Source organism: Desulfurispora sp., assembly GCF_052744395.1.
In genome coordinates, this window is the sequence record NZ_JBRAJI010000008.1 from 11,693 (window position 1) to 37,108 (window position 25,416).

The window sequence follows — 25,416 nt, forward strand, 5'->3', positions numbered from 1 at the left end:
CTCACTAGTCGCGGGCCAGCTCGACCGCCTTGGCCGCTGCTTCGTGCATCACCCGGTAAGCCTCAAAGCCGTTTTCTTTCAATATGCGCACACCAATCTCCTCATTGGTGCCCACCAGGCGGATAACCACCGGAACCGGTATGCCGATTTCTTTTTTCACCTGCACCAGAGCGCTGGCCACATCATCACAGCGGGTAATGCCGCCAAAAATATTGATCAGGATAACTTTGGGATTGGTGGAAAGCAGAATCTCCAGCGCTTTGGCCGTAGCTTCCTTGCCGGTGCCCCCGCCGGCATCCAGGAAATTGGCCGGAGCGCCGCCATAATGCTGGATGATGTCCAGAGTGCCCATAGTAATACCGGCACCGTTGGCCATCACGGCAATATTGCCGTCCAGCTGCACATAGGAAAGGCCCAGGGCGTGCGCCTTTCTTTCTGCCTCGGTTCTTTCTTCCACATAGGGGATGTCCTTCTGTCTGAACAGGGCCTCGTCATCAATGGTCACTTTGGCGTCAGCAGCAATCAGGCTCTCCCCGCTCACCACCAGCGGGTTGATTTCCACCAGTTCGGCATCTTTTTCCCGGAAGATCTGGTACAAACGGGGCAGCAAAGCGTTAAACTCCTTGTAAATGCTGCCGCTCAAGTTCAGGCGGCGGGATATTTCCCGGGCCAGATACGGTTGAATGCCATAATTAACATCAATATGCTGTTTGACAATGTCCTCTTCCGGCACCTCTTCTATATCCATACCGCCCCTGGTGGAAGCGATCAGAACGGGCTTGCGGGCGGCGCCATCAATGGTGATGGCCACATAAAACTCACTGTCAATGTCCAGCTTTTCTTCCACCAGCAGCATTTCCACCGTATAACCCTGCACCTGTGTACCCAGAATCTGCGCGGCGGCCTGAGCGGCTTCCTCCGGACTGCCGGCAAACTTGATGCCCCCACCTTTACCCCGTTTGCCCGAAAGGATCTGCGATTTAACAACCACCTCTCCACCCAGCTCCCGGGCCACAGCGGCAGCCTCATCGGGAGATACCACCATTTTGCCGCGGGGTGTCCGGATCCCGTAGGCCGCCAGGATCTGTTTGCCCATATATTCAAATAGTTTCAAAACGCTTCCCTCCCTTAATTAATTGGTAGCAGGTACTAATAAGCAGTTCTCCCTGCCCGGCCCAAAAACCTTTTCCAGCCTGGCAAATTTCACCGCGTACCGTAAATCTTTACCCCTTCTTCGTAGAGGTCCCCCCCCAGGGAGTCATTGACCACGATTAAAGGAAAGTTCTCCACCACCAGCTCATGAATGGCCTCGGGTCCCAGCTCCGGATAGGCCAGCACCCGGCAGCTCTTGATGCAGCGGGCGATCAAGGCACCGGCTCCGCCCACAGCGGCAAAGTAAACCGCTTTGTGCTGCTTGATGGCCTTCAGCACTTCTGGAGAGCGCTTGCCCTTGCCAATCATCCCTTTCAGGCCCAGCGCCAGCAGGCGGGGAGCATAGGCATCCATTCTGCCCGAGGTAGTGGGACCAGCCGAACCAATCACCTGACCCGGTTTGGCCGGGGCGGGCCCCACATAATAAATCACCTGCCCCTTGATGGGAAAGGGCAGTTCCTGGCCCCGGTCAAGCAGTTCCATCATTTTTTTATGAGCGGCATCGCGCCCCGTATACAGGATACCGTTCAACAGCACACGCTGGCCAATGCGCAGGTTTTCCACTACTTCGTCTGACAGTGGTGTGCTCAAGCTAATGTGAGGCAATTAAATCTCCTCCCTGTTACAGTACCGCTTTTTTGTGTCTGGCGGCATGGCAGTTGATGTTAACGGCGACAGGCAGGCTGGCAATGTGACAGGGATAGGTGAGAATATGCACACCCAGCGCCGTGGTTCGGCCTCCCAACCCCTGTGGCCCAATCCCAATTTTATTGATTTCCTCCAGCAGTTCGCTTTCCAGCTCGGCCAGGTCGGGCTCGGGATGGGGCTGCCCCAGGGGCCGCAGCAAAGCCTGTTTGGCCAGCAGAGCGGCTTTTTCAAAAGTTCCGCCCAGGCCCACACCTACCATAATGGGCGGGCACGGATTGGGACCGGCATTTTTTACTGTTTCCAGTACAAATTTTTTTACACCTTCCCGGCCTTCTGCGGGTTTGAGCATGCGGATGGCGCTCATGTTTTCACTGCCGCCGCCTTTGGGAGCTACGGTGATGGTCAGCTGATCCCCGGGCACTATGGTGGTATGGATGACAGCAGGTGTGTTATCCCCGGTGTTGATGCGCTGTAAAGGATGGTTTACAATTGATTTGCGCAGGTATCCCTCCGTATACCCTTTTCTGACTCCTTCGTTGACAGCATCATAGAGAAAACCACCGGTTATGTTAACATCCTGGCCCAGCTCCAGGTAAACCACAGCAAAGCCTGTATCCTGACACATAGGCACAGCATTTTCCCGGGCGATGCGGGCATTTTCCAGCAATTGCTTCAATATATCCTTACCGGTAAGCGAAATTTCGGTATTGAGGGCGGCTTCAAACGCGTTTTGCACGTCTTCTCCCAGATAATAGTTGGCCTCCTGACACAGTCGGGCTACAGTGTCAATTACCTCCTGGACGTGAATAACTTTAATAAAAATCCCTCCTGTCTACTGGCTTTTGCATAAAAACCCTCTGCACAAGAACTATTGATACGCAAATATCATGCCATATTATAGAAAATATAAAATAGTAAAAACAATGGCCGGCCCCAAATTCGAATAATTAAAACTCGCCGCTGTTCACCTCCATTCTTATAAGTATTAGAAATAAAAACTAAAAAACCCTTTTGTTACAAAGGGTTTGTTAATAAATAAATGTTTCTAATATTTAAAAGGTATCATAAAAATTAGATACTCCCGCCGGCCGTCTTACTCAATCTTGCTTTTTTTCAGCTTATTATAAAGTGTGGCCAGAGAAATATTCAGGGCCTGGGCCGCCTTTCTTTTCCCTTCAACAGTATTTCCGTACTTGGCAATGGCTTTGCGGATCAGCAGCTGCTCCATCTGCTCAATGGGCATGATATCAATGTCTTTTTCGGCCATGCCTCTAAACTGGTTGATGTGCTGCAGCAGGCTTTTCTTGCTGAACACTTCCTCGTCCACAGTAACCATGATTCGTTCAATTACATTCTCCAATTCGCGCACGTTGCCCGGCCAATCGTAATTGTAGAGTATCTCCTCGGCTTCCTTGCTCAAACCCTTGACTTTCTTGCCCAGCTTGCGGTTGAGCTTGACGATCAGATTGCCCACCAGGTGCGGCAGATCTTCTTTGCGGGTGCGCAGGGGTGGTATGGTTATTTCCACCACATTCAGGCGGTAATACAAGTCCTCCCGAAACCGGCCCTGCCGGATCAGTTCGCGCAGGTTGCGGTTGGTGGCCGCAATCACCCGCACATCCACTTTAATGGTTTTATTGTCGCCCACGCGCTCAAATTCCATTTCCTGCAAAACACGCAGCAGTTTACCCTGGAGATGCAGGTTCATGTCACCGATTTCGTCCAGAAAAATGGTTCCGCCATTGGCCAGTTCAAACTTGCCGATTTTGGATTTTACGGCTCCGGTAAAGGCACCTTTGGCGTAACCGAAAAACTCGCTCTCCAGCAGGTTTTCCGGTATGGCGGCGCAGTTGACCTTGATAAAGGGCCTGTCCCGCCGCGAACTGGCGCTGTGGATGGCGTGAGCAAACAGTTCCTTGCCCGTACCGCTTTCCCCCAGCAGCAGGACTGTAGAGTGGCTCCTGGCCGCCCTTTCGGCCACAGTGATGCACTTTTTCAGCTCCGCACTCTGTCCGACAATGTCCGCAAAAGTATATTTGCTGGTGGTAGCCTGGCCCAGCTTTTCTGTCAGGTTTTCCAGCATGGAAGTGCGCTGTTTCAATTCTTCCAACAGCTTCATCACATCGGTGAAATGCTGAAATACCACCACGGCACCCTCCATTTTTCCGTCAATGAAAATGGGGGAAGCATTAGAGACGACTTCCGCATTGCTTCCTCCCACCCGGGTGCGGTGGCCGAAGATGCTCTGCCCGCTTTTTAGAGCCATGGCCAGAGCGCCATCCGGCGAGACCTGAAAAATGTTCTGGCCGATTCTCTCCTGTTCGGGTATACCGGTGATGCGCGTAAATGCCGGATTTACATATTTGATATAGCCGTTGTTGTCAACCACCTCAATCGCTTCTTGCACCGAATTGAGAATAGCCGACAGTTCACCCTGCATGCGCTTGAACTCTAGCAGTTCTTCTTTTTCCCGCAAAATATTCTTAATCAGATCAACTGCACCCAGTTCCACCACAGTAGCTTTTTCCGGTTTATATTTAAAAACCTCATCGCGCACTTCTCTGGCCGTGCTGGACAGTATGATTACATCTACCGGCTGTCCGGTCAGCAGTTCGCTAATGCGAGAGGTTACCAAAACTTCAGGATGGTCATCCCTGACGGAAGCAGCAGAACCTGGATCAGTGCTGACCACACCGGCCAACTCCACTTCCGGCATCGCCAGCAGACTTTTCAACACACCCAGCCCTTCCCGGCCCGCCCCGATAACGGCCACCCGTATTCTGGGCATCTAGCTCACCTTCTATAGCAGGAAATTTATCTATCTTCAGATAAATACGACGATTTTGCCTTTTATCCTTCTAATTTATAAAATGAAAAATTTTCTTTTTTGACGAACAGGCGTTTTAATTACTGATCAGATGTGCTATAATCTGGGTAACAGGATTGTCCAAACAACCGGAAAATATATCTTTATATGGAAGCGGGGTTTTATGATGAAACAGGAGCTTACACCGCGGGAAAAAGCTGTGCTGGACTTCATTGCCCGAAATGTACGGGTCAAAGGTTATCCCCCTTCGGTGCGGGAAATCGGCCAGGCGGTAGGCTTAAAGTCCAGCTCCACCGTGCATGGCTACATTCTGCGCCTGGAGAAAAAAGGTTATTTGCGACGCGATCCCACCAAACCCCGGGCGCTGGAATTGTGCGATGAACGGGCAGATATCATCCGCCGGCGTGTTCTGGTCGCCCCCATGCTGGGGCGGGTGGCGGCAGGGCAGCCGATTCTGGCAGTGGAAAATGTGGAATACCATCTCCCGTTATCCACCGAATTTTTTGGCGAAGGCGATTATTTCCTGCTGACCATCAGGGGCGAAAGCATGATTGAAGCTGGCATCCTGCCCGATGACATTGTGGTGGTCCGGCAGCAAAACATGGCCGAGAATGGTGATATCGTAGTGGCCCTGCTGGAGGACGAAGCTACCGTCAAGCGTTTTTACAAAGAAAAAGGCCGCATCAGACTGCAGCCGGAAAACAGGGCTATGGAGCCCATTATTGTCGACAATGTGGAAATTCTGGGCAAGGTGATCGGTCTAATGCGCCGGTACCACTGAACAGGCCCATCCTCCGAACTATACGCCCTGGAGATTCTCCAGAGCCCGGGCGGCCTGGACGACGGCCAGACGGGTATGGTGGCGGGACAGGCCCCCCTGCAGGTATACTATGTAGGGAGGGCGCATGGGCGCATCGGCGCTCAGCTCCAGGGAAGCTCCCTGGATAAACGTACCGGCCGCCATGATCACCGGATCGGCATAACCGGGCATATCCACAGGCTCCGGCCGCACATGGGCGTCTACGGGAGAGCTGGCTTGGATGGCCTGACAGAAGGCGATCACTTTTTGGGGTGAGTTGAGCACCACAGCCTGAATAATATCGCTGCGGGCCTCTGTGTAGCCCGGGGAAGTGTCATATCCCAGCTTCTCGAAGAGCCTGGCGGCAAAGACCATCCCCTGCAGCGCCTCCCCAACAAAAGCTGGGGCCAAAAACATCCCCTGGAATAGCAGCCGCACATAGTCCGGGCTGGGTCCCACCTCCCGGCCCAGGCCCGGTGCGGACCACCGGCTGGCGGCCATTTCCACATATTTATGCCGGCCAACCACATAGCCCCCGGTGGGAGCCAGCCCCCCACCGGGGTTCTTGATCAGCGAACCGGCTACCAGGTCGGCACCGATTTCTGTGGGCTCCCTCTCCTCAACAAACTCTCCGTAACAGTTATCCACAAAAATAACCACATCGGACTTCTGCGCCCGGATAAAATCAATCAGCTCTTTCATCCGGTCGAGGGTCAGGGCGGGTCGCAAGCTGTAACCCCGGGAGCGCTGCAACATGACCATCCTGGTACGGGAATTGATGGCCTGTTTGATGGCCTGGTAATCCGGGCTGCCGTCCGGCAGCAGTTCCACCTGCCGGTAAGTTATGCCGTATTCCTGCAGGCAGCCGCTTTCCCGGCCGCTTACGCCAATTATGGCGGCCAGAGTATCATACGGGGCTCCCTGCACGGCCAGCAGTTCGTCACCGGGACGCAGAACACCGTACAGACACAGAGCAATGGCATGCGTACCGCTAACAATCTGACTGCGCACCAGAGCAGCTTCGCTGGAGAAAACCCCGGCATATACTTCCTCCAGGATTTCCCGGGCCGGGTCGTTATAACCGTAGCCCGAGCTGCCTTTCAGGTGGAAATCGCTCACCCGGGCTTTTTGCATGGCCCGTAGCACTTTTTCCGTATTAAGGCTTACGGTTTCCTCAATCCGCCGGCAAACCGGCAAGGTGTCCACAACAGTCTCCTGATAAAGGTTGTACCAGTCACCTTCCAGTGTCAATTCTTCCACCTCGGCACTCAACAGATATTGATTTTCTGTCTGGCCCGCACCAGATCCTCCCGGTTGATGGTAAGTAAATCCTCCCGGGAAACCTGGCGGGCCTCCAAAAGCCGGACCGCCTGCTGGCGAATGGCCGCTTCAATAATGTTGCGTACCAGCCGGGCATTGCCGCTGTTGACATGCGACCTCTTGAGGGTCTGCAAAACTATGCGCAATTCTTCCCTGGCCCCGCCGCTCAGAACATATTGTTTTTGCTGCAGCATTACATCGGCTATGGCCAGCAGTTCGGTCAAATCGTAATCGGGGAAACGAATCTGGATGGGAAAGCGGGAACGCAAACCGGGATTGGTTTCTAAAAACCATTCCATTTCATCGTTGTATCCGGCCAGGATCAGGATAAAGGCATCTTTCTGGTCTTCCATTTGCTTAACCAGCACATCAATGGATTCCTTGCCAAAATCTTTTTCGCCGCCCCGGGCCAGGGAGTATGCCTCGTCCACAAAAAGGATACCGCCCAGCGCTTTTTTCACCGCCTCCCGGGTGCGCTGCGCTGTATGCCCGATATACTCGCCCACCAGGTCCGCCCTTTCCACTTCCACCAGGTGACCTTTGGGCAAAACCCCCATTTCCTTGAACAACTGGCCCAGCAAACGGGCCACCGTGGTCTTGCCCGTGCCCGGGTTTCCTTTGAAAATCATGTGCAGGACCTGGCTTTCCGTAGCCAGCCTTTCTTTTTGGCGCTTTTTCTGGATTTCGATCCAGGCATAAATCTCCCTGACCGCCTGTTTGACCTCCTGAAGCCCCACCAGCCTCTCCAGTTCATTCAAGATGGTCCGGATATTTTTTTGCCTTTGCTGTTCGGAGTCAGGTTTTGTCCTGTCCGGTGCCAGCTGGTTCCTCTTTTCACTCCACAGCACAGGCCTTCACCTCACCGGCTAACACTAATTAATTATACGCCGGTAAAGAAGCCGTTTTGCTTGAAAAAAGCAACAGGTCTCTCGGTGGAGAGACCGGTTGGGCCGGATTCTTTTCAGGAAGGCCTGTTTTCGGAAAAATTGGTGTTCACGGGGCGCAGCGGGCTGATCGTAGATATGGCATGTTTGTAAACCATCATTTGTTTACCATCACTTTCCAGAATCACGGTGAAGTTATCAAAGCCCCTGACCTGTCCCCGGAGCTGAAAACCATTTACCAGGTAAATGGTCACCAGGATATTTTCCTTGCGTACCTGGTTTAAAAAAGCATCCTGCAGATTTATTTGTGGTTTGGTCATTGGATTCCCTCCATATGTATTTATCTCTATGCATAATTCTTGTTCTACATTCCCGGGGATAATCCTGCCAGATCTCTGGAAATTTGTAACACTAAAGACTCCAGCGGCAGGCTGGCATCCAACCACTTGATGGCAGGATCGCCTCTAAACCAGGTTAATTGTCTTTTGGCAAAACGCCGGGTATTGCGCTTCAGGTTCTCCACAGCCAGAGGCAATGGAACCTGCCCCTCCAGATAGGCGGCGATCTCTTTATAACCCAGCCCCTGCATGGAAGTAAGGGTGGGAGAATACCCCTGTTCCAGCAGCCAGCGCACCTCCTCCACCAGCCCCTGTTGCAACATTTCATCCACCCGCTGGTTGATCCGCCGGTAGAGCAATTCCCGGTCCATGGTCAGTCCCCATTGCCGGATACGGTACGGCACCTCCCGGTTATTCCGGGGTTGATTGTGCCAGGAAAAAGGTTTGCCACTTAAATGGTAGACCTCCAGAGCACGGATAATCCGTTTCTGATCGTTGGGATGCAGGCGGCCGGCCGCGGGCGGATCAACCCGGGCCAGCATTTCATGCAGGTAAATATTGCCCTTTTCCCGGGCCAGTTGCTGCATCTCCCGGCGAAAAGCTTCATCCTTGCCGATGTGGCTGCAGTGGAAACCGGCCACCACCGAACGGATATATAAACCGGTGCCCCCCACCAGCATGGGCAGCTTGCCCCGGGCCAGCACAGCAGGAATTATTCTTTCCACTTCCTGCTGATACAGCGCCACGCTGTATTCCTGGTCCGGCTCGACAATATCAATCATGTAATGCGGAATGCCCCGGCGTTCCTCTAAAGTGGGTTTGGCCGTACCGATATCCATATACTTGTAAATTAACATAGAATCGGCAGAGATAATTTCACCGCCAATTTGCCGGGCCAATTCCACCGACAGCGCCGTTTTGCCTGTGGCCGTGGGGCCGGTGATCACCAGCAGCGTTTGCTCAGTTTTCTGCACCATCAGCCCCGCCCTCACGCTTTCCTGATAATTCCAAAGGCAACAGGCGCATATTTGCCGCCGGATACCTCACGAAAACCCAGCCGCTCAAATTCCCCGCTATTCCTGGTCTCTTTCAGCACCACCCTTTTCCGGGCCACCCGCAGGGCCAGCCGAATGGCTTCTGGCGACACGGGACGGTGATCGGCCAGCCGGCGTAGCGGCAGCATGGACGATGAACGCTGCAGAGGATGGCGAAACATGGGATCAAAATATACAACATCCACACTTTCCGGCGGCAGGGTCGACAGGTAGGTCATATGATCCGCCGTCTGCACCTTGATCCGGCGCAGGGCCAGGTTCAAGGGCGGTATCTCTTTATCCTGATAGGTCGCCTGCCCGTCTTTAACCAGCCAGGCCAGCAGGGAACTGTTCTCCAAACCGGTAACGCTGCCGGTTTCACCAACCACAAAGGCGGCCACAATGGCATCGGCGGCCAGACCCAGAGTACAGTCCAACACCACATCTCCCGGCTGCAGATCCATGGCTTTGATCATTTGGTCAGTTTTCCCGGCCAAAATTCCTTTTATACGCAGTTTGGCCATGCCTGGATGGAAAAACAAGTCGGTCCGGCCGTCCGTATAAACATTTTTATTTTTACCAATAACCAGCAAGCCCTGCAAATTGTTCTGCCGGAGGATTTTCTCCAGGCTGTTTTTTTCTCTGGGGATACAGGGCCATAGCAGATCCCGGGCGGCCTGCGCGGCTTTTTCCAGCACAGGAATCTCCGGATGCAGCGTGGTGGTTACAGCACTGGTCATGACGGCTACTTGCAACCTGCCTTTCAACTGTGGCTTCTCTTAAAATGAGCGGCAATCTCCAGCAAGGGCTTTTTCAGAATGGTCGGCCGGCCGTGCGGACACTGATAAGGGTTTTCCGTATCCCGCAGCCGGGCCAGGAGTTCTCTGATCTCGGATTCGGTCAGGGCCTGACCGGCTTTGGCGGCAGACTTGCAGGCGGCCATCCGGGCCATCTGCTTGAGCAGGTTGGCCGGAGTGAGATTTCTTTCGGCTGTTAACTTCTGCAGAGCGGCTGCAATATCGTAAATGAGGTGTTCGTCATCCGGCAAAACAACCGGCCAGCTGCGCAGCAAAAAGCTGTTTCCACCCAGAAATTCCAGCGACAGTCCCATTCTCTCCAGCAGATCCCGGTGTTCTTGCAAAAGCTGGGCTTCCCGAAAACTAAAATGCAGGGTTCGGGGCACCAGCAGCCTCTGGGGCATGGAGGGACTGTGGTTATAGGCCTGCAGCAGCTCTTCGTATAAAATTCGCTCATGGGCGGCATGGTGGTCAATAATATAGAAATTAACCTGATCGGTGGCCAGTATATACACGGGAGGCAAAAAGCCCACTGGAGTCATATCCGGCAGCACGGTTTTTTCCGGTCCGGAAAACAGGGTTTCCGGTTTCCCACCCGCAGCGGACACCGGCCGGTATGGTTCGGGCGGAGGAGGTTCTCTAATCTGTCCTTCCACCCGTTCTCCAACCTGTTCCCGGTGCTCCAGTAGAAAACCTGCCGTACCTTTTTCCATACTGCCCGTGCTGCAGTATGCCGCCGGTGGCGAGACAGCGGTCCCTTCTGCCGGTGCCGGTGCTGCCGGCAGGTTATTCCCCCGGGCCATACCGGTCTTATGCCAGCCCAGCACCGGTACCGGGTCGGTCCCGGCCAGCGCATCCCGGATGGCCCGGCGCACCAGGATAAAAACCTCCTGTTCGTCCTGCAGCTTTATTTCCATTTTGGCCGGGTGGACATTTACATCCACCCGGCGGGGATCGATGTGCAAGTTGAGCACGGCCACCGGATACCGCCCGGCGGGCAAGAAACTCTGATATACATCCAAAAGGGCCTGTAAAATGGTCCGGCACCGGACATAGCGCTGATTGACCAGGGTGGTAATATAGCGGGGCGTACTGCGCTGCAGGGCTGGCGGGGAAATATAACCGGCGAGCTGCAGCCCATCCCCGGTACCGGAAACCGGTAGCATTTGCCGGCCCACCTCCCCGCCGTAAACAGCACAGAGCACATCCAAAAGCCTGCTACTGCCGGGAGTATGCAGGCACAGACGCTGATTGTTCTTGTAAATGATGCTTATATCGGGTCGGGCCAGAGCCAGCCTGGTGATGTAATCGCTGATGGCGGCGGCCTCGGCTGACACAGATTTCAGATATTTGCGGCGGGCCGGTGTATTGTAAAACAAATCCTCCACACAAACAAAAGTTCCTGCCGGACAGCCGACAGGAGAAAAACCAATCGTCTCACCACCGTGCACAATAATCTGGTGCCCCTGTACATCGTGCCGGGTACGGGAACTGATCAGCAGCCTGCTGACGGCGGCAATGCTGGGCAAGGCCTCGCCGCGAAAACCCAGCGTAGTAATATGATCCAGATCGGGCAATCCAGCGATCTTGCTGGTGGCGTGCCGCTGCACGGCCAGCTTCAGGTCGGCGGCATCCATACCCAGGCCGTTGTCCCGCACAGCAATATACTTCGTGCCCCCCTCCCTGATTTCCACCTCTATACGGCGGGCACCGGCATCAAAGGAGTTCTCCAGCAGCTCCTTGACCACCGAAGCGGGACGTTCCACCACCTCCCCGGCGGCAATCAAATTGGCCAGGGCCGGGGGCAAAATGTTGATCCTGGGCAAATATCACACCTCCGAACGGGGACCCTCCGAACACCATTCCTGATTCTTGGCCCGCTCATAGGACATGTAGGTATCGGTAGTTTTATCCTGCAAATAAACATAGTCAAATCTGCCCTCTTTTTTGGCCCGCTCATAGGCATCGGCGGCTTCCGCCTGACAGCCGGAGCAGGCTTGAAAAGGCACGGAAACCGCAAAGATGCGGCTGGGCGATCCGTAACCCCGGTTGGCCCGGGATTCGATGATGATATATCCCGGACATTGCGGACACATCCGCACTTTTTCAAACTGTTCTTCTTCAATGTAATCAGTATCGTAGTAGATATTTTTCTTGCGCTGATAGAATTTACCTGTACCAAACAGTTTTTCTATATCAGCCCGGTCCCTATTTTCCCAGATCCCCAGTAAATTATCTACCATTCTTTTCACCTGGTCAAGCCGTTCCGGGCTCTCCTGGAACTTGCCCGGCCAGTAGTCCGGCTCGCGAACACAGGAATAATCATGGCCCGACAGGGCCAGCAAAATGGCCAGATTTACATAGGGTAGGGCCGACTCGATGGCATAACCGCCTTCCAGCACGGCCAGGTGGGGGTTCAGGCGCCGGGTAAACTCGGCATAGCCCTGGGCGGTAAAACGCATGCTGCCCAGCGGATCCGTGTAGTGGTTATCCTGACCGGCCGAGTTGATCACAAAATCGGGGGCAAAATCCTGCAGGACGGGCAAGATCAGCTGATCAACCACATAGAGAAAGGTTTCATCGGTAGTACCCGGGGGCAGGGGTATATTCAGCGTGCGGGCATAAGCCAGGGGCCCGCCCAGCTCATGGGTAAATCCGGTACCCGGATAAATAGTGCGTCCATCCTGGTGGAATGAAATGAACAAAACATCGGGATCGTGGTAGAATATCTCCTGCGTGCCATCACCGTGGTGCACATCGGAATCAATTATGGCAATTTTCTTCACACCATGCCGGCGGCGCAGGTATTCCACCAGCACAGCTTCGTTATTGATATTGCAAAACCCCCGGTTGCCGTGCACCACCCGCATGGCGTGATGTCCCGGCGGCCGAACCAGGGCAAAGCCGTTTTGCAACCGGCCTTCCATAATCAGGTCACCCAGCAGCATGGCGGCACCGGCCGCAATCAGATGGGCCTCGGTAACCTGGCTCTGCACCCGGGGCACGCAAAAGTGGACCCGGGCGATATCGTGAAAGGTGGCCAGCCGGGGAGCCAGCTCTTCAATGTTGGGCAAATCCAGGACACCCTCTTCAAAGATTGTGTCTCTGGTGTACAACAGCCGCTCCTCCCTCTCCGGGTGCGTGGGCGAGATGGACCAGTCGAAAGCAGGAAAGAAAACCAGGCCGGTTTTGCCGGACATCAACGACCACCTCCCCCAACATAGTGCAGTATACCGCGCTGGGTCTGGACACCAATATCAAAAATCTTGCCGCAGGTAACCCAGTTACGCACAACATTGAATACTTCCCGCCGGATGATCTCTACCTCGCCCAGCGAACCGGACAGGCCGGCGTTTTCCGCCCGCCGCTGCAACCAGGTCCGGGCCAGGGCAATAGCTTTTTCCTCGTTGAAATTACTTTCCTCTATTTTCCCCTGAAAGCCCTCTTCCTGAATGGTATATATTCCCTGCTGAGTATCGGCGCGCAGGCTTACCCGCAGGGTGGGCCGGGCCACGGCTGCACCAATGGCGTTGGCCACACTGGCATAGGGAGGCAGTACGGGCTGGCAGTTCATCCGGGAGGCAATCTGGGCAATCAGGCCGGATGCGCCTCCGCCCACCCCCACCACGGTGGTCGGGCGGACTTTTTTCTTCTGCAAAACCTCCCAGACCCGGTAACTGGGCTCCTGCTCCCAGCTCTTGAACATCTCATTGATTTCCTGCACAATGGTGTCCACCACCAGATCAGCTACCCGTACCGCAATTTCGGTACAGCTCAAGTTCAGCCCGTCTCCCAGCTGATACATGGCCTGGCAGGCCCGGTCATAATCCCCCCGGTGAAACAGCCCCAGAACGCGCAGGGCGTCTGTAGGGGTGGGGGCGGGTCCGCCCAGGCAAAAGGGTGGACCCTGCCTGCCGGACTGAAGAATGATGCGACTCTCCTGCCGGCCCAGCGTGGTATCGCCGCCCACGGGCACAGATTTTACAGCCAGGGCCCGCACATGGGTTAACTGATTGTAGATACAAACTCCCCGGGTAGCCAGCAGGGGCTGACCACTAAGCAGCAAAGCCAGGTCGGAAGTGGTGCCGCCAATATCCACCACCACGGCAGTTTCACCGGGCGGCAGCAGCGCCTGTACGCCCAGCGTGCTGGCCGCCGGCCCGCTGAAAATGGTTTCTATAGGCGATCTGATGGAATTTTTCAGCCGCATGGTGCCCCCGTCGGCCCGCAGAATATATATTTCCGCCTTCAGTCCGCGCTGTTCCAGGGCCTGAAAAACCGAACGCACAAAAAATTCATATTTGTCCCGGGTGGCACAGGTGAGCATTGTGGAAACAATGCGCCGGGGAAAATTCAACTGGCCGGCCACCATGTGCCCCAGTTCCACCTGCCACTGGGGGTGCAGCAGTTTGATATACTTTTCTATCTCTTTTTCATGTTTGTTATTGCGGGAGGAGAATTTACCCACCACGGCCACTTTGTTGTAACCGGCCGCCTCCAGCTGTTCCACCGCCCGCTCCACCTGTTTGAGATCCAGGGGGATGATTTCCCGGCCCCGGTAATCAATGGCACCGCTAATGATATGGGTTGGGGTGGCAAAACGGTAGTGGTCGTGGCTGAGACCGGGACCGGGGATGATGATCAGGCCTACCGGGTCATATTTTTTCTCGGCAATCAGGTTGGTGATCACGGTAGTGCTGAAAACCACCCGCTCAATCAGATCGGGTGAGACGCCATGCAGGATGCAATCCAGAGCCTCCAGCAGGGAGGACAGCAGATCCTGCCGTGTGACCACCTTGGCCGTTGCCCTGATCATACCCCGATCGAGCAGCACGGCATCGGTGAATGTTCCTCCCACATCTATGCCAATGAACACACATACACCCCCCCGGCAAATTACCCTTTTCACTTATCTGCACACAGTTGGGCCAGGATATTCAACGCCTGCACCGGTGTGATATGGTTGATATCTATATCCTGCAACACCGCGTTAATACGGGCACAGCCCGGACAGGCCGGTTGCCGGTCCTGACGAACACCGGCCGCAGTGTTCCGGCAGCCGGCAGCTGAAATTTCCCGGCTTTCGATATCGGCCAGAATTTCCCCCGCCCGCCGGATGATCTCGGCTGGCAGGCCGGCCAGGGCGGCCACGTGCAAACCGTAACTCTTATCGGCCCGGCCGGGTATGACCCGGCGCAGGAAGCAGACCTGCTGGTCTTGCTCCAGCACGGCCATGGTGTAATTGGCCACGCCGGGCAGGCAATCCAGCGCGGTCAGCTCATGGTAGTGCGTAGAAAACAAGGTGCGGGCCCGGATATGCACAGCAATATGTTCCAGCAGCGCCCTGGCCAGACAGATGCCGTCATGGGTGCTGGTCCCCCGCCCCACTTCATCCATAATAATCAGGCTGCGCGGACTGGCATTTTTTACTATTATTTCGCACTCTTTCATTTCGACCATGAAGGTGCTTTCTCCTGCCGCCAGGTCGTCCGCCGCCCCTATCCGCGTAAAAATTCTATCCACCAGTCCGATTATCGCCCGGTCGGCCGGCACGAAACTGCCGGCCTGGGCCATCAACACAATCAAGGCCACCTGCCGCATGTATGTACTTTTACCGGCCATGTTGGGCCCGGTGAGCAGGATGAGGCGCGTTTGCTTGTCCAGACGCAGGTCGTTGGGGACAAAGGACCCGTCATCCAGCACTTTCTCCACCACCGGATGGCGGCCGTTTTCGATGTACAATACGGTATCCTCTGTAATCAACGGCCGGGTGTAACCCGAGGTTACAGCTACCTCGGCCAGTGCTACCAGGGCATCCACGGTGGCCAGCCAGCGAGCGGTCTGCTGGAGCATTTCGATTTGTCCGGCCACCTTTTCCCGAATCTGGTTGAAGATATTATATTCCAGCTGAATCAGGCTTTCTTCCGCACCCAGGATTTGCTGTTCCAGTTCCTTGAGGGCGGGAGTAATAAACCTCTCCGCATTGGCCAGAGTCTGCTTGCGCTGGTAATCGGCAGGAACTGCGGCAAGGTTCGCTCGGGTGACCTCGATGTAGTAGCCGAAAACCTTGTTGTAACTGATCTTCAGGGACTTGATGCCGGTACGCTCCCGCTCCCGGCTTTCCAGTTCGGCCAGCCAGCTGCGGCCATGATCGGCCGCCCGGCGCAGCTGGTCCACCTGTGCGGAAAAACCGCTTTTAATCAGGTTGCCTTCCTTAAGGGAGGCGGGCGGGTCATCCGCCAGCGCCGCCAGCAGGTAATCTCCCAGCTCCTTGAGAGCACCGGTGACCGGCGGGTGCTCCCGCAGCAGGCTGGTGCGGCAGTTCTGGCAGACCGAGACAATCTCGGGCAGCAGGAGCAGGGACTGGCGCAGCGCCAGCATATCGCGGGCATTGATGGTAGTATAGAGAGTTCTGGTGGCCAGTCTTTCCAGGTCATAAATGCCTTTCAGATGTTTTTGCAGCGTCTGTCTTAAAAATGTGTCCTCCACCAGTTCAGCGACAGCGTCCAGGCGCCGGTTGATTTGCTCCACATCCAGCAGGGGCTGTTCCAACCAGCTGCGCAGCATCCTGCCCCCCATGGCGGTTCTGGTTTTGTCCAGTACCCAGAGCAGGGTACCCCAGCGTTCCCGGTGCCGCAGGGAATGAACCAGTTCCAGGTTGCGCCGGGTGCCGGCATCCAGAATCATATACTGGCCGGCAGTATACACCTGAATACTGCGGAACTGGCCCAGGGAATTTTTCTGTGTTTCCAGCAGGTAGGCCAGCAGGGCTCCCGTGGCCACCAGCGCCCCGGGATAGGCGGCCACCCCGCTGTTGCGCCAGCGGGCACCCAGCACCTGCTCCAGGTGCCGTCCGGCTCTGTCGGAGCAAAAGTATCCCTCCTCCAGAGCGGTCACGGCAGGGGCCAGCCGCTTTTTCACTTCTTCAACCAGCCGGTCGGTCACCTGACCGGCCGGCAGCAAAATTTCGGCCGGCATGGTTCTGGTCAGCTCGGCCAGTAATTGCCCTTCTTTTTCCGGGCCGTCGATTTGCGTGGCCTGCAGCAGGCCGGTGGTCACATCGGCAACAGCCAGACCGTAGTGCCGTTCGGAAAGAAAGACCGCGGCCAGGTAATTGTGCTGCTGCTCCTTTTGACGGGGCAAATAAGTACCCGGGGTCAAAACCCGGATTACTTCCCGCCGCACTATCCCCCGGGCCTGGGCCGGATCTTCCACCTGTTCACAAATAGCTACTTTATATCCTTTGTTAATCAGTTTTTCAATATAAGTATCGGCGGCGTGATAGGGCACGCCACACATGGGCACTCTTTCGCCCGCTCCGGCGTCGCGACCGGTGAGAGTGATGGACAGTTCCCGCGCTGCCAGCAGGGCGTCATCAAAAAACATTTCGTAAAAATCCCCCAGGCGGAAAAACAGGATGGCTTCCGGATACTGGGACTTGATTTGCAGATACTGTTCCATCATGGGGGTGTAAGCCAAAGCGATCCCTCCTGTTCAATTATAGCATAAAGAATTATCTGAAAAAAGAAAAGCCGACAGCTCTGTCGGGAAAGAACACGCGGTTTTAAACAGTTCTCACACACCACATCCGCTGCAGCTGGAGCAGCATTCATCCGAACAACTGTCCGCGCTGCAGGCAGCCTGACCCGAAATGGCCTGGCTGATAATGTTGTTAATCTCCTCCAGGATTTTCTCAAAATTCTGCTGGGCCCGGAAAAATCCCAGCACCAGCTCGTTGTCCAGCATTCTTTCTTCCAGGTCGGCAATGTCCTGCTTCTGGCTGTCGGTCAATTCCAGCCCCTGTCTTTGAATGGTCATATAGTACTTTTGTTTTCTGTTGAATTCTTCAATCAACGCCGCTGCTTCCGGGCTGCCGAGCATGGCCTGCTGGGCGGCCAGCATTTCCTGAAGTTCAGCGGAACGAGAAATCTCCTCGCCCAGTTCGCGGGCTTTTTGCAAAATAGCAGACAAAACCAAAACCTCCTAAAATAAATTTAATTTATGAAAAACCGGCTACGGGTTTTCCCTCCAGATAGGTTAAAGTAGCCCGGGTGATTTTTACCGGAACAATATCACCGGGGGCGATGTGCTGCCCTTCCAGCAGCACGGTCTTATTGGTGCGGGTGTGACCGCTGAGCACTCCCGGATTGGTTTTGCTCACTCCCTCCACCAGCACCTCGTGGACACGCCCGACTTCGGCCTGGTTGAGTTCCAGGGTGATCCGGTTCTGGGTTTCCACCAGCTCTTTGATCCGCGCTACCTTAACCTCCTCAGGTACCTGATCGGGCCGCTGTGCCGCCGGAGTACCCCGGCGGGGATTGTAAACAAACATGTAGGCATTGGCGAACCGGACTCGCCGCACCAAGTCCATGGTCTGGGCGAAGTCATCGTCCGTTTCCCCGGGAAATCCGACCATGATGTCGGTAGTAATGGCCACCCCGGGAATCTCCCGGTAAATATTTTCCACCAGGGACAGGTAATATTCCCGGTTGTATTTGCGGTTCATTTCCTTAAGCACCCGGTCGCTGCCGGCCTGCACAGGGAGATGGATGTGTTCGCAAATGGCCGGGCAGGCTTTCATCACCTCAATCAGGTCCGGGCTGAAATCTTTGGGGTGGCTGGTGACAAACCGCAGCCGGGAAATGCCGGTCTCCCCGGCCAGCAACCGGAGCAAACCGGCAAAATTCATACCGTTCTCCAGATCCCGGCCGTAGGAATTCACATTCTGCCCCAGCAGGGTAACTTCTTTGTAACCCCGCTCCACCAGGCTCCGGACTTCCTGCAGGATCTGTGCAGGAAGACGGCTTCTCTCCCGCCCCCGTACATAGGGCACAATACAGTAAGTACAGAAATTGTTACACCCCAGCATTATGGGCACCCAGGCCTTGATGCCGCTGCGGCGTTTTACGGGCAGACCCTCGGGCAGGCCCACACTCTCCTCCTGCCAGGCCAGCAGGCGCTTTTTGCCGGTCCGGGCCTGTTCAATCAAATCCGGCAGTTCGTGCGTATTGTGTGTACCAAAAATAAAATCCAGGTGGGGAAAGCGCTCTTTAAGCCTTTGCGCGGTTTCTTTTTGCTGGGTCATGCACCCCCCGACCCCTATGATCAGGTGGGGCCGGGCCTTTTTGTATTTGCGCAGCCGGCCGATCAAGCCCAGAATCTTGTTTTCCGCACTCTGGCGGACACAGCAGGTATTGACCAGGATAACATCGGCATCTTCGGGCTGCAAAGCGGCCTGGTAGCCCATTTGTTCCAGCAAACCGGACATGACCTCGCTGTCATACTCATTCATCTGGCAACCAAAAGTAATAACATGATAGTTCTGCATTTTGTTCACCAACATTTCGCCATACGGTTCATCCTGCATGCTTTGGTGCTATGTATTATATCATGATTTTATTTTTCCAACCAAAGTTTTTTGCCAGGTATCCGTCCGTTCAAAATAACAAAAATTTAGCCAAGTGCGAATTTTTCTATTGACTGAATGGTCATTTAGGATCAAAATTATAGATAAGTCCACCTGCAGTAATTCTGGTAAAAAGGGGTAATAACATGGCCGCCAACTTTTTGCTGAACACCAGGGATCACAAGTTTATCCTCAAAGAATGGCTACCCATGACACAAATCTTTGCTTACGACGCCTTCAAAGAGTCCTACAGTGTAGAAGACATCGACATGATCCTGGACCAGGCGCACAAAATGTGCCGGGAGATTCTGGCTCCCACCAACGAAGAGGGCGATAAGAACCCGGCCCGTCTGGTAGACGGAGAGGTTATCCTGCCTGAATCTTTCAAGGAAGCCTACCGTTTCGTTCAGGAAAACGGCTGGGGTAGCAGCAACCTGGACCATGAGAGCGGAGCTGCCCTGCCGGAAACCGTATTGACCGCAGTGAACGAGTTTATGCTGGGTGCCAACCCGGCTTTTGTCCCCTACGTGGGAGCTACTACCGGGGCAGCCCGGCTGATTCAGACCTTTGGCAGTGACTGGCTCAAGGAAATGTTCCTGCCCAAAATGATGGACGGCACCTGGACGGGCACCATGTGCCTGACCGAACCGCATGCCGGCTCGGATGTGGGCGACATTTTGACCAGGGCCTATCCTACCGATACCCCCGGTGTTTATAAAATCAAGGGAACCAAATGCTTTATCACCGGCGGCGATCACAACCTGACAGAAAACATCATCCACCTGCTGCTGGCCCGCATCGAAGGTGCCGCTCCGGGCACCAAAGGCATCTCGCTGTTCGTGGTGCCCAAGAACCGCATTAATGAACAGGGCGAAATAACCGGCTCCAACGATGTTACCTGTGTGGCTGTGGAGCATAAGATGGGCCTGAAGGGTTCGGCTACCGCCATGCTCAGTTTTGGTGACAACAATGACTGTTACGGCTACCTGGTGGGGGATCCCCCCGATGAAAAAGGGCAGGCCCAGGGCATGGCCCAGATGTTCCAGATGATGAACGGTGCCCGCTTTGAGACCGGCCTGATGGCTCTGGCCGTGGCCGCCGTGGCCTACCACAATGCCGCCCAGTATGCCCGCGAGCGCATCCAGGGACGGCCCATCACCAACCCCAAAGGTGAACGGGTACCCATTATCAAGCACGCCGATGTGCGGCGCATGTTGATGAACCTGAAGGCCCACAATGAAGCAGTGCGGGCCATGATCTACAAGACCGCCTTTCATATTGACGTGCTGCTCCACGAGCCGGATCAGGAGAAAAAGGCCTTTGCTGAAGCCCTGGTGGACGTAAACACACCGCTGATCAAGGCCTACGCTTCCGATGTGGTCTGGCCGCTGGTGGCCGATGCCATCCAGGTTTACGGCGGATACGGCTTCTCCGAAGAATACCCGGTAGCCCAGGCCGCCCGCGACTGCAAGATCTACTCCATCTGGGAAGGCACCAACTACATCCAGGCCATGGATCTGATCGGCCGCAAGTGGACCATGAAGAATGGCCAGGTGTTCCAGGGCTGGATGGCCGAGCTGCACAAAACCATTGAGTCGTTTAAAGGACTGCCCGAGTTCAGCCGCGAATACCAAATGCTGGCCCAGGCCTTCCAGACCTACCGGTCGATTCAGAAAACCGCCATGGGCTTCTACATGCAGCAGAAATATGAAATGCTGCCGCTCTACGCCACCCGCATCCTGCACTGCACGGCCAAACTTTACTGCGGTGCCCTGATCATGGAGCAGGCCGTACTGGCCCAGAACCAGATCGCTCAACTGGGCGAAGGGCATTTCGACTATGCCTTCTACCGGGGTAAAGTGGAAGCAGCCCGCTATTATGTACGCAACATTGTACCCGAAATCATGACCGTAGCCGGCATTATGGCCGATGCCGACACCTCGGTACTGGACGTCCCGGAGGAAGCTTTTGAATATTAATCACGGACAGGATCCAGTATGACACAAATCCACAGGTTATCTGCCATCTCCAAATACATCAGGGCAGCTCGGAAAAAGGGCTGCCCTTCTTTTCTCCTGGCTAATATCCTCTAATGAAAATGCAAACAATAAAATCAGCAAGCATTTCCAGGTATGATTGATGGTGTCAGAGGAGAGGGAAAATATGTCCCGGCGCACCAGAATAATTAAGCCACAGCCCCTGAGCAGTCTGCGGCAGGGGAAAATCAAAAAACAGGAGCAGTTCCAGGCCACCAGCGGAGAAAACAAGGCCGCTCAGGCTGTGCACAACCCCCAGCCGGCGGAGATGCTGCCGCAGCCGGTGCAGCGCGAACTGACCGCCAATATCCAGTTTCTGCAACAGGCCTTCAGCAATGCGCCCGATTTTGTGCTGCGGGAGATCCCCCTGAGCGGCCAGTGCTACAACAAGCTGGCCATTGCCTACCTGGATGGTATGGTGGATCTGGACGTGGTCAACCGGGATATCCTGGCCCCCCTGGTCTTTGCCGGGGAAAAGGCCCTGCTCTGCCTGGAAGAAAATCCGGCAGTGAACACGGCCAAAATGAAAAAAAGCCGCCAGATGCCGGATGTGCTGACCGCCATCCTCACCGGCCTGGCCGTATTGTTTGTAAACGGGCTGGAATATGCCTATATTTTTGATGTCATCACCTACCCGGCCCGCCCGGTAGGCCAACCCATTACCGAATCCACCATCCGCGGCCCCCAGGAAGGTTTCACCGAAGTGCTGCGCATCAACATCACCCAGATCCGGCGGCGCATCAAGGATCCCGATTTAAAGGTGAACATTTATAAAGTCGGCCAGCGCACTCAGACCGATGTGGCCCTGTTCTACGTGCGCGATTTGACCCCGCCGGCATACCTGCAGGAAATTGAAAAACGCCTGCAAACAATCCAGATTGACGGCGTGCTGGACACCGGTTACCTGGAGCAGATGATTGCCGACCATCCCAATGCGGTATTTCCTCAGGCCCTAACGGTGGAACGGCCCGACCGGATGGTAGCCAACCTGCTGGAAGGGCGGGCCGCCCTGATGGTGGATGGCAGCCCCTTCGCCCTGATCCTGCCAGTATCCTTTTGGCAGCTTTTTCAAAGCCCCGACGACTACTACCAGCGCTGGATCATGTCCAGTTTCATCCGCCTGCTGCGCTTGCTGGCCGTGCTGGTGGCCCTGCTGCTGCCGGCTACCTATATCTCTGTGGTTTACTTCCATTACGAACTGATTCCCCAGGGCCTGATCATCGCCATCGCCCAGGACCGTTCCCGCCTGCCCTACGGCCCGCTGGTGGAGGTTTTATTCATGGAGCTGACCCTGGAAGTGCTCCGGGAAACCGGTCTGCGCATCCCGGGCACACTGGGCCCTACCATCTCCATCGTGGGCGGCCTGGTCATCGGCGATGCGGCAGTCAAAGCCGATCTGGTCAGCCCGATTATGGTCATTGTAGTGGCCCTGACCGCGCTTTCTTCTTTGACCATTCCTTCTTTTGATACCGCTTACGGTATCCGGCTGCTGCGCTTTGTCTTCAGTATCCTGGCCGCCCTGCTGGGGGGATTTGGCATGGCGGTGGGAGTATATATGCTGACCATATACCTGTCCAGCATGCGCAGCCTGACCGTACCCTTCTGGGCACCGGTCATGCCGCTGTTTTATAGCGACATCCGGGATACCTTTATCCGGGCCCCCTGGCGCCTGCTTTCCCGCCGTCCCGACTATTTGCGGCCCCTGGACGCCATCCGGCAAAGAGTTTCCCGGCAGGAGCGCCCATCCCGCTGAAACTTTTTGAGGTGATCTATGGCCGACAAAAAAGCGCACCCCGGCGGACAGCACAATAGTATTACCATCACCCAGCTGGCCCTGACCATCACGGCCGTACAGATTGGCACCGGCATAGCCATCCTGCCGCGCCAGCTGGCCAAAGCGGCCGGGCACGACGGATGGATCAGCGCCCTGCTGGGGGGCTTGCTGTTCATCCTGCTGGGCCTGTTCATGCTGGGCCTGGCCACCCGCTTTCCCAGTCAGGATCTATACACCTATCTGCCTCGCATACTGGGTAAACCACTCAGCGTACTGATTATTGTTTTTCTGATTGTCAGTTGCCTGGGAGCACTGGCGGTAGGAACCCGGTCTTATGTCGATGTGGTGCAGCTCTGGTCGCTGCCCCGCACCCCCCGCTGGGTGCTGGCCACCCTGACCCTCCTGCCCGGACTGTATCTGGCCTGGTGTGGACTGCAGGCCATTACCAGGCTGGCCGAACTGTTCGGGTTTTTACTGGTTCTGGCCACATTTATGGTTATTTCCCCCTGGTCGGAGATCAACTGGGGCAACCTGTTGCCCGTGGGGGATGCCGGCTGGAAAAATATTGCCCTGGCTGTTATGCAAACCAAATACGCCTACGACGGCATTATCATTTTCCTGCTCCTGTTTCCCCTGCTCAAACCGCAGGACAGGCCCCGGGCCGGCCGGGCCCTGGCCGCCGGCATCACTATCACCACCGCGGTCTATACTTTAATGAGCATCATTACCACGGGAGTTTTTTCCACCGCAGCCCTACAGAGCGAGCTCTATCCGGTGATGACCCTGATCTCCCTCACCAAACTGGAAATAGTGCAGCGGATCGAGATAATTTTTATGTACATGAATATGATCACTATCATCACCACCCAGGGCCCCTTTGCTTACCTGATCACGGCCGGCCTGCAGAAGCTGACCGGCCTGGACCGAAAAATATTGCTCCTGCCTGTAGGCCTGCTCACCGTGTACCTGACCGCCTATCCGCTGGATCTTTTTGTCTTCGATACCTACAGCGAGTATATAGCCTGGGCCGTATTCCTGTTAGAAGCGGCCATCATCCCCCTGATCTGGCTCATTGCCCTGGTGCGCAGGCAAAGGGAGCAGTAACCAGACCTGTTTAGCCGGCCAGAAATGCCGCCGCTGTGGTACACAGGCAATTTTCCCCGCACACCGGACAGGGCTCGGGGCGTTGCTGCTCCAGAGCGGCGGCCAGGCGGTGGGGGTCCAGGGCCAGGTCAGCCCAGCGCTGCCAGTCCCCCCGCCGGGCGGCCTGCCCCATTTCCCGGCTCTGCTGCCAGGCCAGGCGGTTGCCCCGGGCCAGATCGGCGGCATGGGCGGCCAGACGGGCGGCCATCACCCCGGTGTAAACATCATCCTCGGTGGGCAGACCCAGATGTTCGGCCGGAGTAACATAGCAGAGGAAGTCGGCTCCGCTCTGTCCGGCCAGGGCCGCCCCGATGGCGGCGCTGATGTGGTCGTAGCCGGGAGCAATGTCGGTGGACAGGGTACCCAGAATATAATAGGGTGCCTGCTGACAGAGGCGCTTTTGCAACAGCATGGTGGCCGGGACGTGGTGCAGCGGCACATGGCCGGGACCTTCCACCATCACCTGCACCCCGGCGGCCCGGGCCCGGGCCACCAGCTGCCCGGCCACCATCAGCCCCTGGAGCTGGGCGGCGTCCAGCGAGTCGGCCGTGCAGCCGGGGCGGATGGCATCGCCCACACTCAAAGTGACATCATATTCCCGCAATATCTCCAGCAGGCGATCGAACTGCTCATAAAGCGGATTCTCCTGCTGGTTGTGCAGCATCCAGCCGGTCATAAAGGCCCCGCCCCGGCTGACAATATCGTTAATGCGGCCGGTTTCCTGCAATCGCTTTAATACATCAAAATTCAGGGCACTGTGTATGGCCATGAAGTCCATACCCTCGGCGGCCTGTTTTTCAATGACGGAAAATATGTCTTCGGCAGTCATGGCCACCACCGAACCGCGCTGTTCTATGGCCATCACTGCTGCCTGGTAGAGCGGCACGCTGCCTACGGGTACTCCGGCCGTGGCCAGGGTGAGCCGGCGCATGCCGTCAATGTCGCCCCCGGTGCTCAAATCCATAAAGGCATCGGCACCGGCCCGCAGGGCGGCGCGGATTTTCCTTTCCTCCAGGGCCGGATCGTCCCGGTCGCTGGAAGTGCCGATGAGGGCATTGACCTTAACCCGCAGCCCTTCGCCAATGCCACAGACTTTTTCCAGCCGGCGGTTTTTGTTTTTGGGTATGACTACGGTGCCCCGGGCCACTCTGTCCCGTACCACTTCCGGGGCGATGTTTTCCGCTCCGGCCACGGCCAGCATTTCGGGGGTAATTTCGCCGGCCCGGGCTTTTAATAACTGGGTCATGCAGCATCACCT

General features: G+C 55.7%; 20 protein-coding genes. 4 read left to right on the plus strand and 16 right to left on the minus strand.

The window, feature by feature from the left end; genetic code table 11:
- Positions 1-4 precede the first annotated feature (4 nt).
- From sucC to ACUVTU_RS03415, 4 genes are all read right to left on the minus strand, one after another.
- On the minus strand, positions 5-1,114 hold the full coding sequence (gene sucC, locus ACUVTU_RS03400; protein ID WP_445888563.1) for an ADP-forming succinate--CoA ligase subunit beta: 1,110 nt from the start codon (positions 1,112-1,114) through the stop codon (positions 5-7).
- A gap of 89 nt (positions 1,115-1,203) precedes the next feature.
- Entirely contained in the window at positions 1,204-1,758 is a 555-nt protein-coding gene (locus ACUVTU_RS03405) for a Fe-S-containing hydro-lyase (RefSeq protein ID WP_445888564.1), read from the minus strand.
- A gap of 16 nt (positions 1,759-1,774) precedes the next feature.
- Positions 1,775-2,617, minus strand: a complete 843-nt coding sequence (locus ACUVTU_RS03410; protein ID WP_445888612.1) for a fumarate hydratase — start codon at positions 2,615-2,617, stop codon at positions 1,775-1,777.
- Positions 2,618-2,893: 276 nt separating this feature from the next.
- Positions 2,894-4,588 (minus strand): sigma 54-interacting transcriptional regulator, encoded by a 1,695-nt coding sequence (locus tag ACUVTU_RS03415; protein WP_445888565.1) that lies wholly within the window; start codon positions 4,586-4,588, stop codon positions 2,894-2,896.
- 205 nt (positions 4,589-4,793) lie between these two features.
- Between ACUVTU_RS03415 and lexA the strand changes: the two genes are divergently transcribed.
- Positions 4,794-5,408, plus strand: a complete 615-nt coding sequence (gene lexA, locus ACUVTU_RS03420) for a transcriptional repressor LexA (protein WP_445888613.1) — start codon at positions 4,794-4,796, stop codon at positions 5,406-5,408.
- A gap of 18 nt (positions 5,409-5,426) precedes the next feature.
- On the opposite strand, the gene ACUVTU_RS03425 is transcribed toward lexA, so the two are convergent.
- The 11 genes from ACUVTU_RS03425 to miaB all read right to left on the minus strand — a co-directional run bounded on the left by ACUVTU_RS03425 (position 5,427) and on the right by miaB (position 19,142).
- On the minus strand, positions 5,427-6,677 hold the full coding sequence (locus tag ACUVTU_RS03425; protein ID WP_445888566.1) for a methionine gamma-lyase family protein: 1,251 nt from the start codon (positions 6,675-6,677) through the stop codon (positions 5,427-5,429).
- Between the two features lie 17 nt (positions 6,678-6,694).
- Positions 6,695-7,594: a stage V sporulation protein K gene (gene spoVK / locus ACUVTU_RS03430; protein ID WP_445888567.1), complete on the minus strand. Its 900-nt coding sequence runs from the start codon at positions 7,592-7,594 to the stop codon at positions 6,695-6,697.
- 113 nt (positions 7,595-7,707) lie between these two features.
- The gene (hfq, locus tag ACUVTU_RS03435; RefSeq protein ID WP_445888568.1) at positions 7,708-7,950 is read right to left on the minus strand and encodes an RNA chaperone Hfq; all 243 of its coding nucleotides are present in this window, start codon (positions 7,948-7,950) and stop codon (positions 7,708-7,710) included.
- 44 nt (positions 7,951-7,994) lie between these two features.
- Entirely contained in the window at positions 7,995-8,945 is a 951-nt protein-coding gene (gene miaA, locus ACUVTU_RS03440) for a tRNA (adenosine(37)-N6)-dimethylallyltransferase MiaA (RefSeq protein ID WP_445888569.1), read from the minus strand.
- An 11-nt stretch (positions 8,946-8,956) separates the two neighbouring features.
- Positions 8,957-9,769, minus strand: a complete 813-nt coding sequence (locus ACUVTU_RS03445) for a class I SAM-dependent methyltransferase (protein WP_445888570.1) — start codon at positions 9,767-9,769, stop codon at positions 8,957-8,959.
- Positions 9,766-11,625: a DNA mismatch repair endonuclease MutL gene (mutL, locus tag ACUVTU_RS03450; RefSeq protein WP_445888571.1), complete on the minus strand. Its 1,860-nt coding sequence runs from the start codon at positions 11,623-11,625 to the stop codon at positions 9,766-9,768. Before mutL ends, ACUVTU_RS03445 begins: the two co-directional genes overlap by 4 nt.
- 3 nt (positions 11,626-11,628) lie before the next feature.
- On the minus strand, positions 11,629-12,999 hold the full coding sequence (locus tag ACUVTU_RS03455; protein WP_445888572.1) for a histone deacetylase family protein: 1,371 nt from the start codon (positions 12,997-12,999) through the stop codon (positions 11,629-11,631).
- Positions 12,999-14,675 (minus strand): hydantoinase/oxoprolinase family protein, encoded by a 1,677-nt coding sequence (locus ACUVTU_RS03460; RefSeq protein ID WP_445888573.1) that lies wholly within the window; start codon positions 14,673-14,675, stop codon positions 12,999-13,001. Before ACUVTU_RS03460 ends, ACUVTU_RS03455 begins: the two co-directional genes overlap by 1 nt.
- A gap of 29 nt (positions 14,676-14,704) precedes the next feature.
- Complete coding sequence (gene mutS, locus ACUVTU_RS03465) at positions 14,705-17,278, minus strand: DNA mismatch repair protein MutS (protein WP_445888574.1); 2,574 nt, start codon at positions 17,276-17,278, stop codon at positions 14,705-14,707.
- A gap of 96 nt (positions 17,279-17,374) precedes the next feature.
- Entirely contained in the window at positions 17,375-17,770 is a 396-nt protein-coding gene (locus ACUVTU_RS03470) for a YlbF family regulator (protein WP_445888575.1), read from the minus strand.
- A gap of 28 nt (positions 17,771-17,798) precedes the next feature.
- Positions 17,799-19,142, minus strand: a complete 1,344-nt coding sequence (gene miaB / locus ACUVTU_RS03475; RefSeq protein WP_445888576.1) for a tRNA (N6-isopentenyl adenosine(37)-C2)-methylthiotransferase MiaB — start codon at positions 19,140-19,142, stop codon at positions 17,799-17,801.
- Positions 19,143-19,351: 209 nt separating this feature from the next.
- Between miaB and ACUVTU_RS03480 the strand changes: the two genes are divergently transcribed.
- The 3 genes from ACUVTU_RS03480 (at position 19,352) to ACUVTU_RS03490 (ending at position 24,119) form a co-directional block, all read left to right on the plus strand.
- Positions 19,352-21,184, plus strand: a complete 1,833-nt coding sequence (locus ACUVTU_RS03480; RefSeq protein ID WP_445888577.1) for an acyl-CoA dehydrogenase — start codon at positions 19,352-19,354, stop codon at positions 21,182-21,184.
- Positions 21,185-21,368: 184 nt separating this feature from the next.
- Positions 21,369-22,994: a spore germination protein gene (locus ACUVTU_RS03485; RefSeq protein ID WP_445888578.1), complete on the plus strand. Its 1,626-nt coding sequence runs from the start codon at positions 21,369-21,371 to the stop codon at positions 22,992-22,994.
- Positions 22,995-23,012: 18 nt separating this feature from the next.
- On the plus strand, positions 23,013-24,119 hold the full coding sequence (locus ACUVTU_RS03490) for a GerAB/ArcD/ProY family transporter (RefSeq protein WP_445888579.1): 1,107 nt from the start codon (positions 23,013-23,015) through the stop codon (positions 24,117-24,119).
- A gap of 10 nt (positions 24,120-24,129) precedes the next feature.
- Here the strand turns inward: ACUVTU_RS03490 and bzaB are convergent, their stop codons facing one another.
- The gene (gene bzaB, locus ACUVTU_RS03495; protein WP_445888580.1) at positions 24,130-25,404 is read right to left on the minus strand and encodes a B12 lower ligand biosynthesis ThiC-like protein BzaB; all 1,275 of its coding nucleotides are present in this window, start codon (positions 25,402-25,404) and stop codon (positions 24,130-24,132) included.
- Between the last annotated feature and the right edge of the window lie 12 nt (positions 25,405-25,416).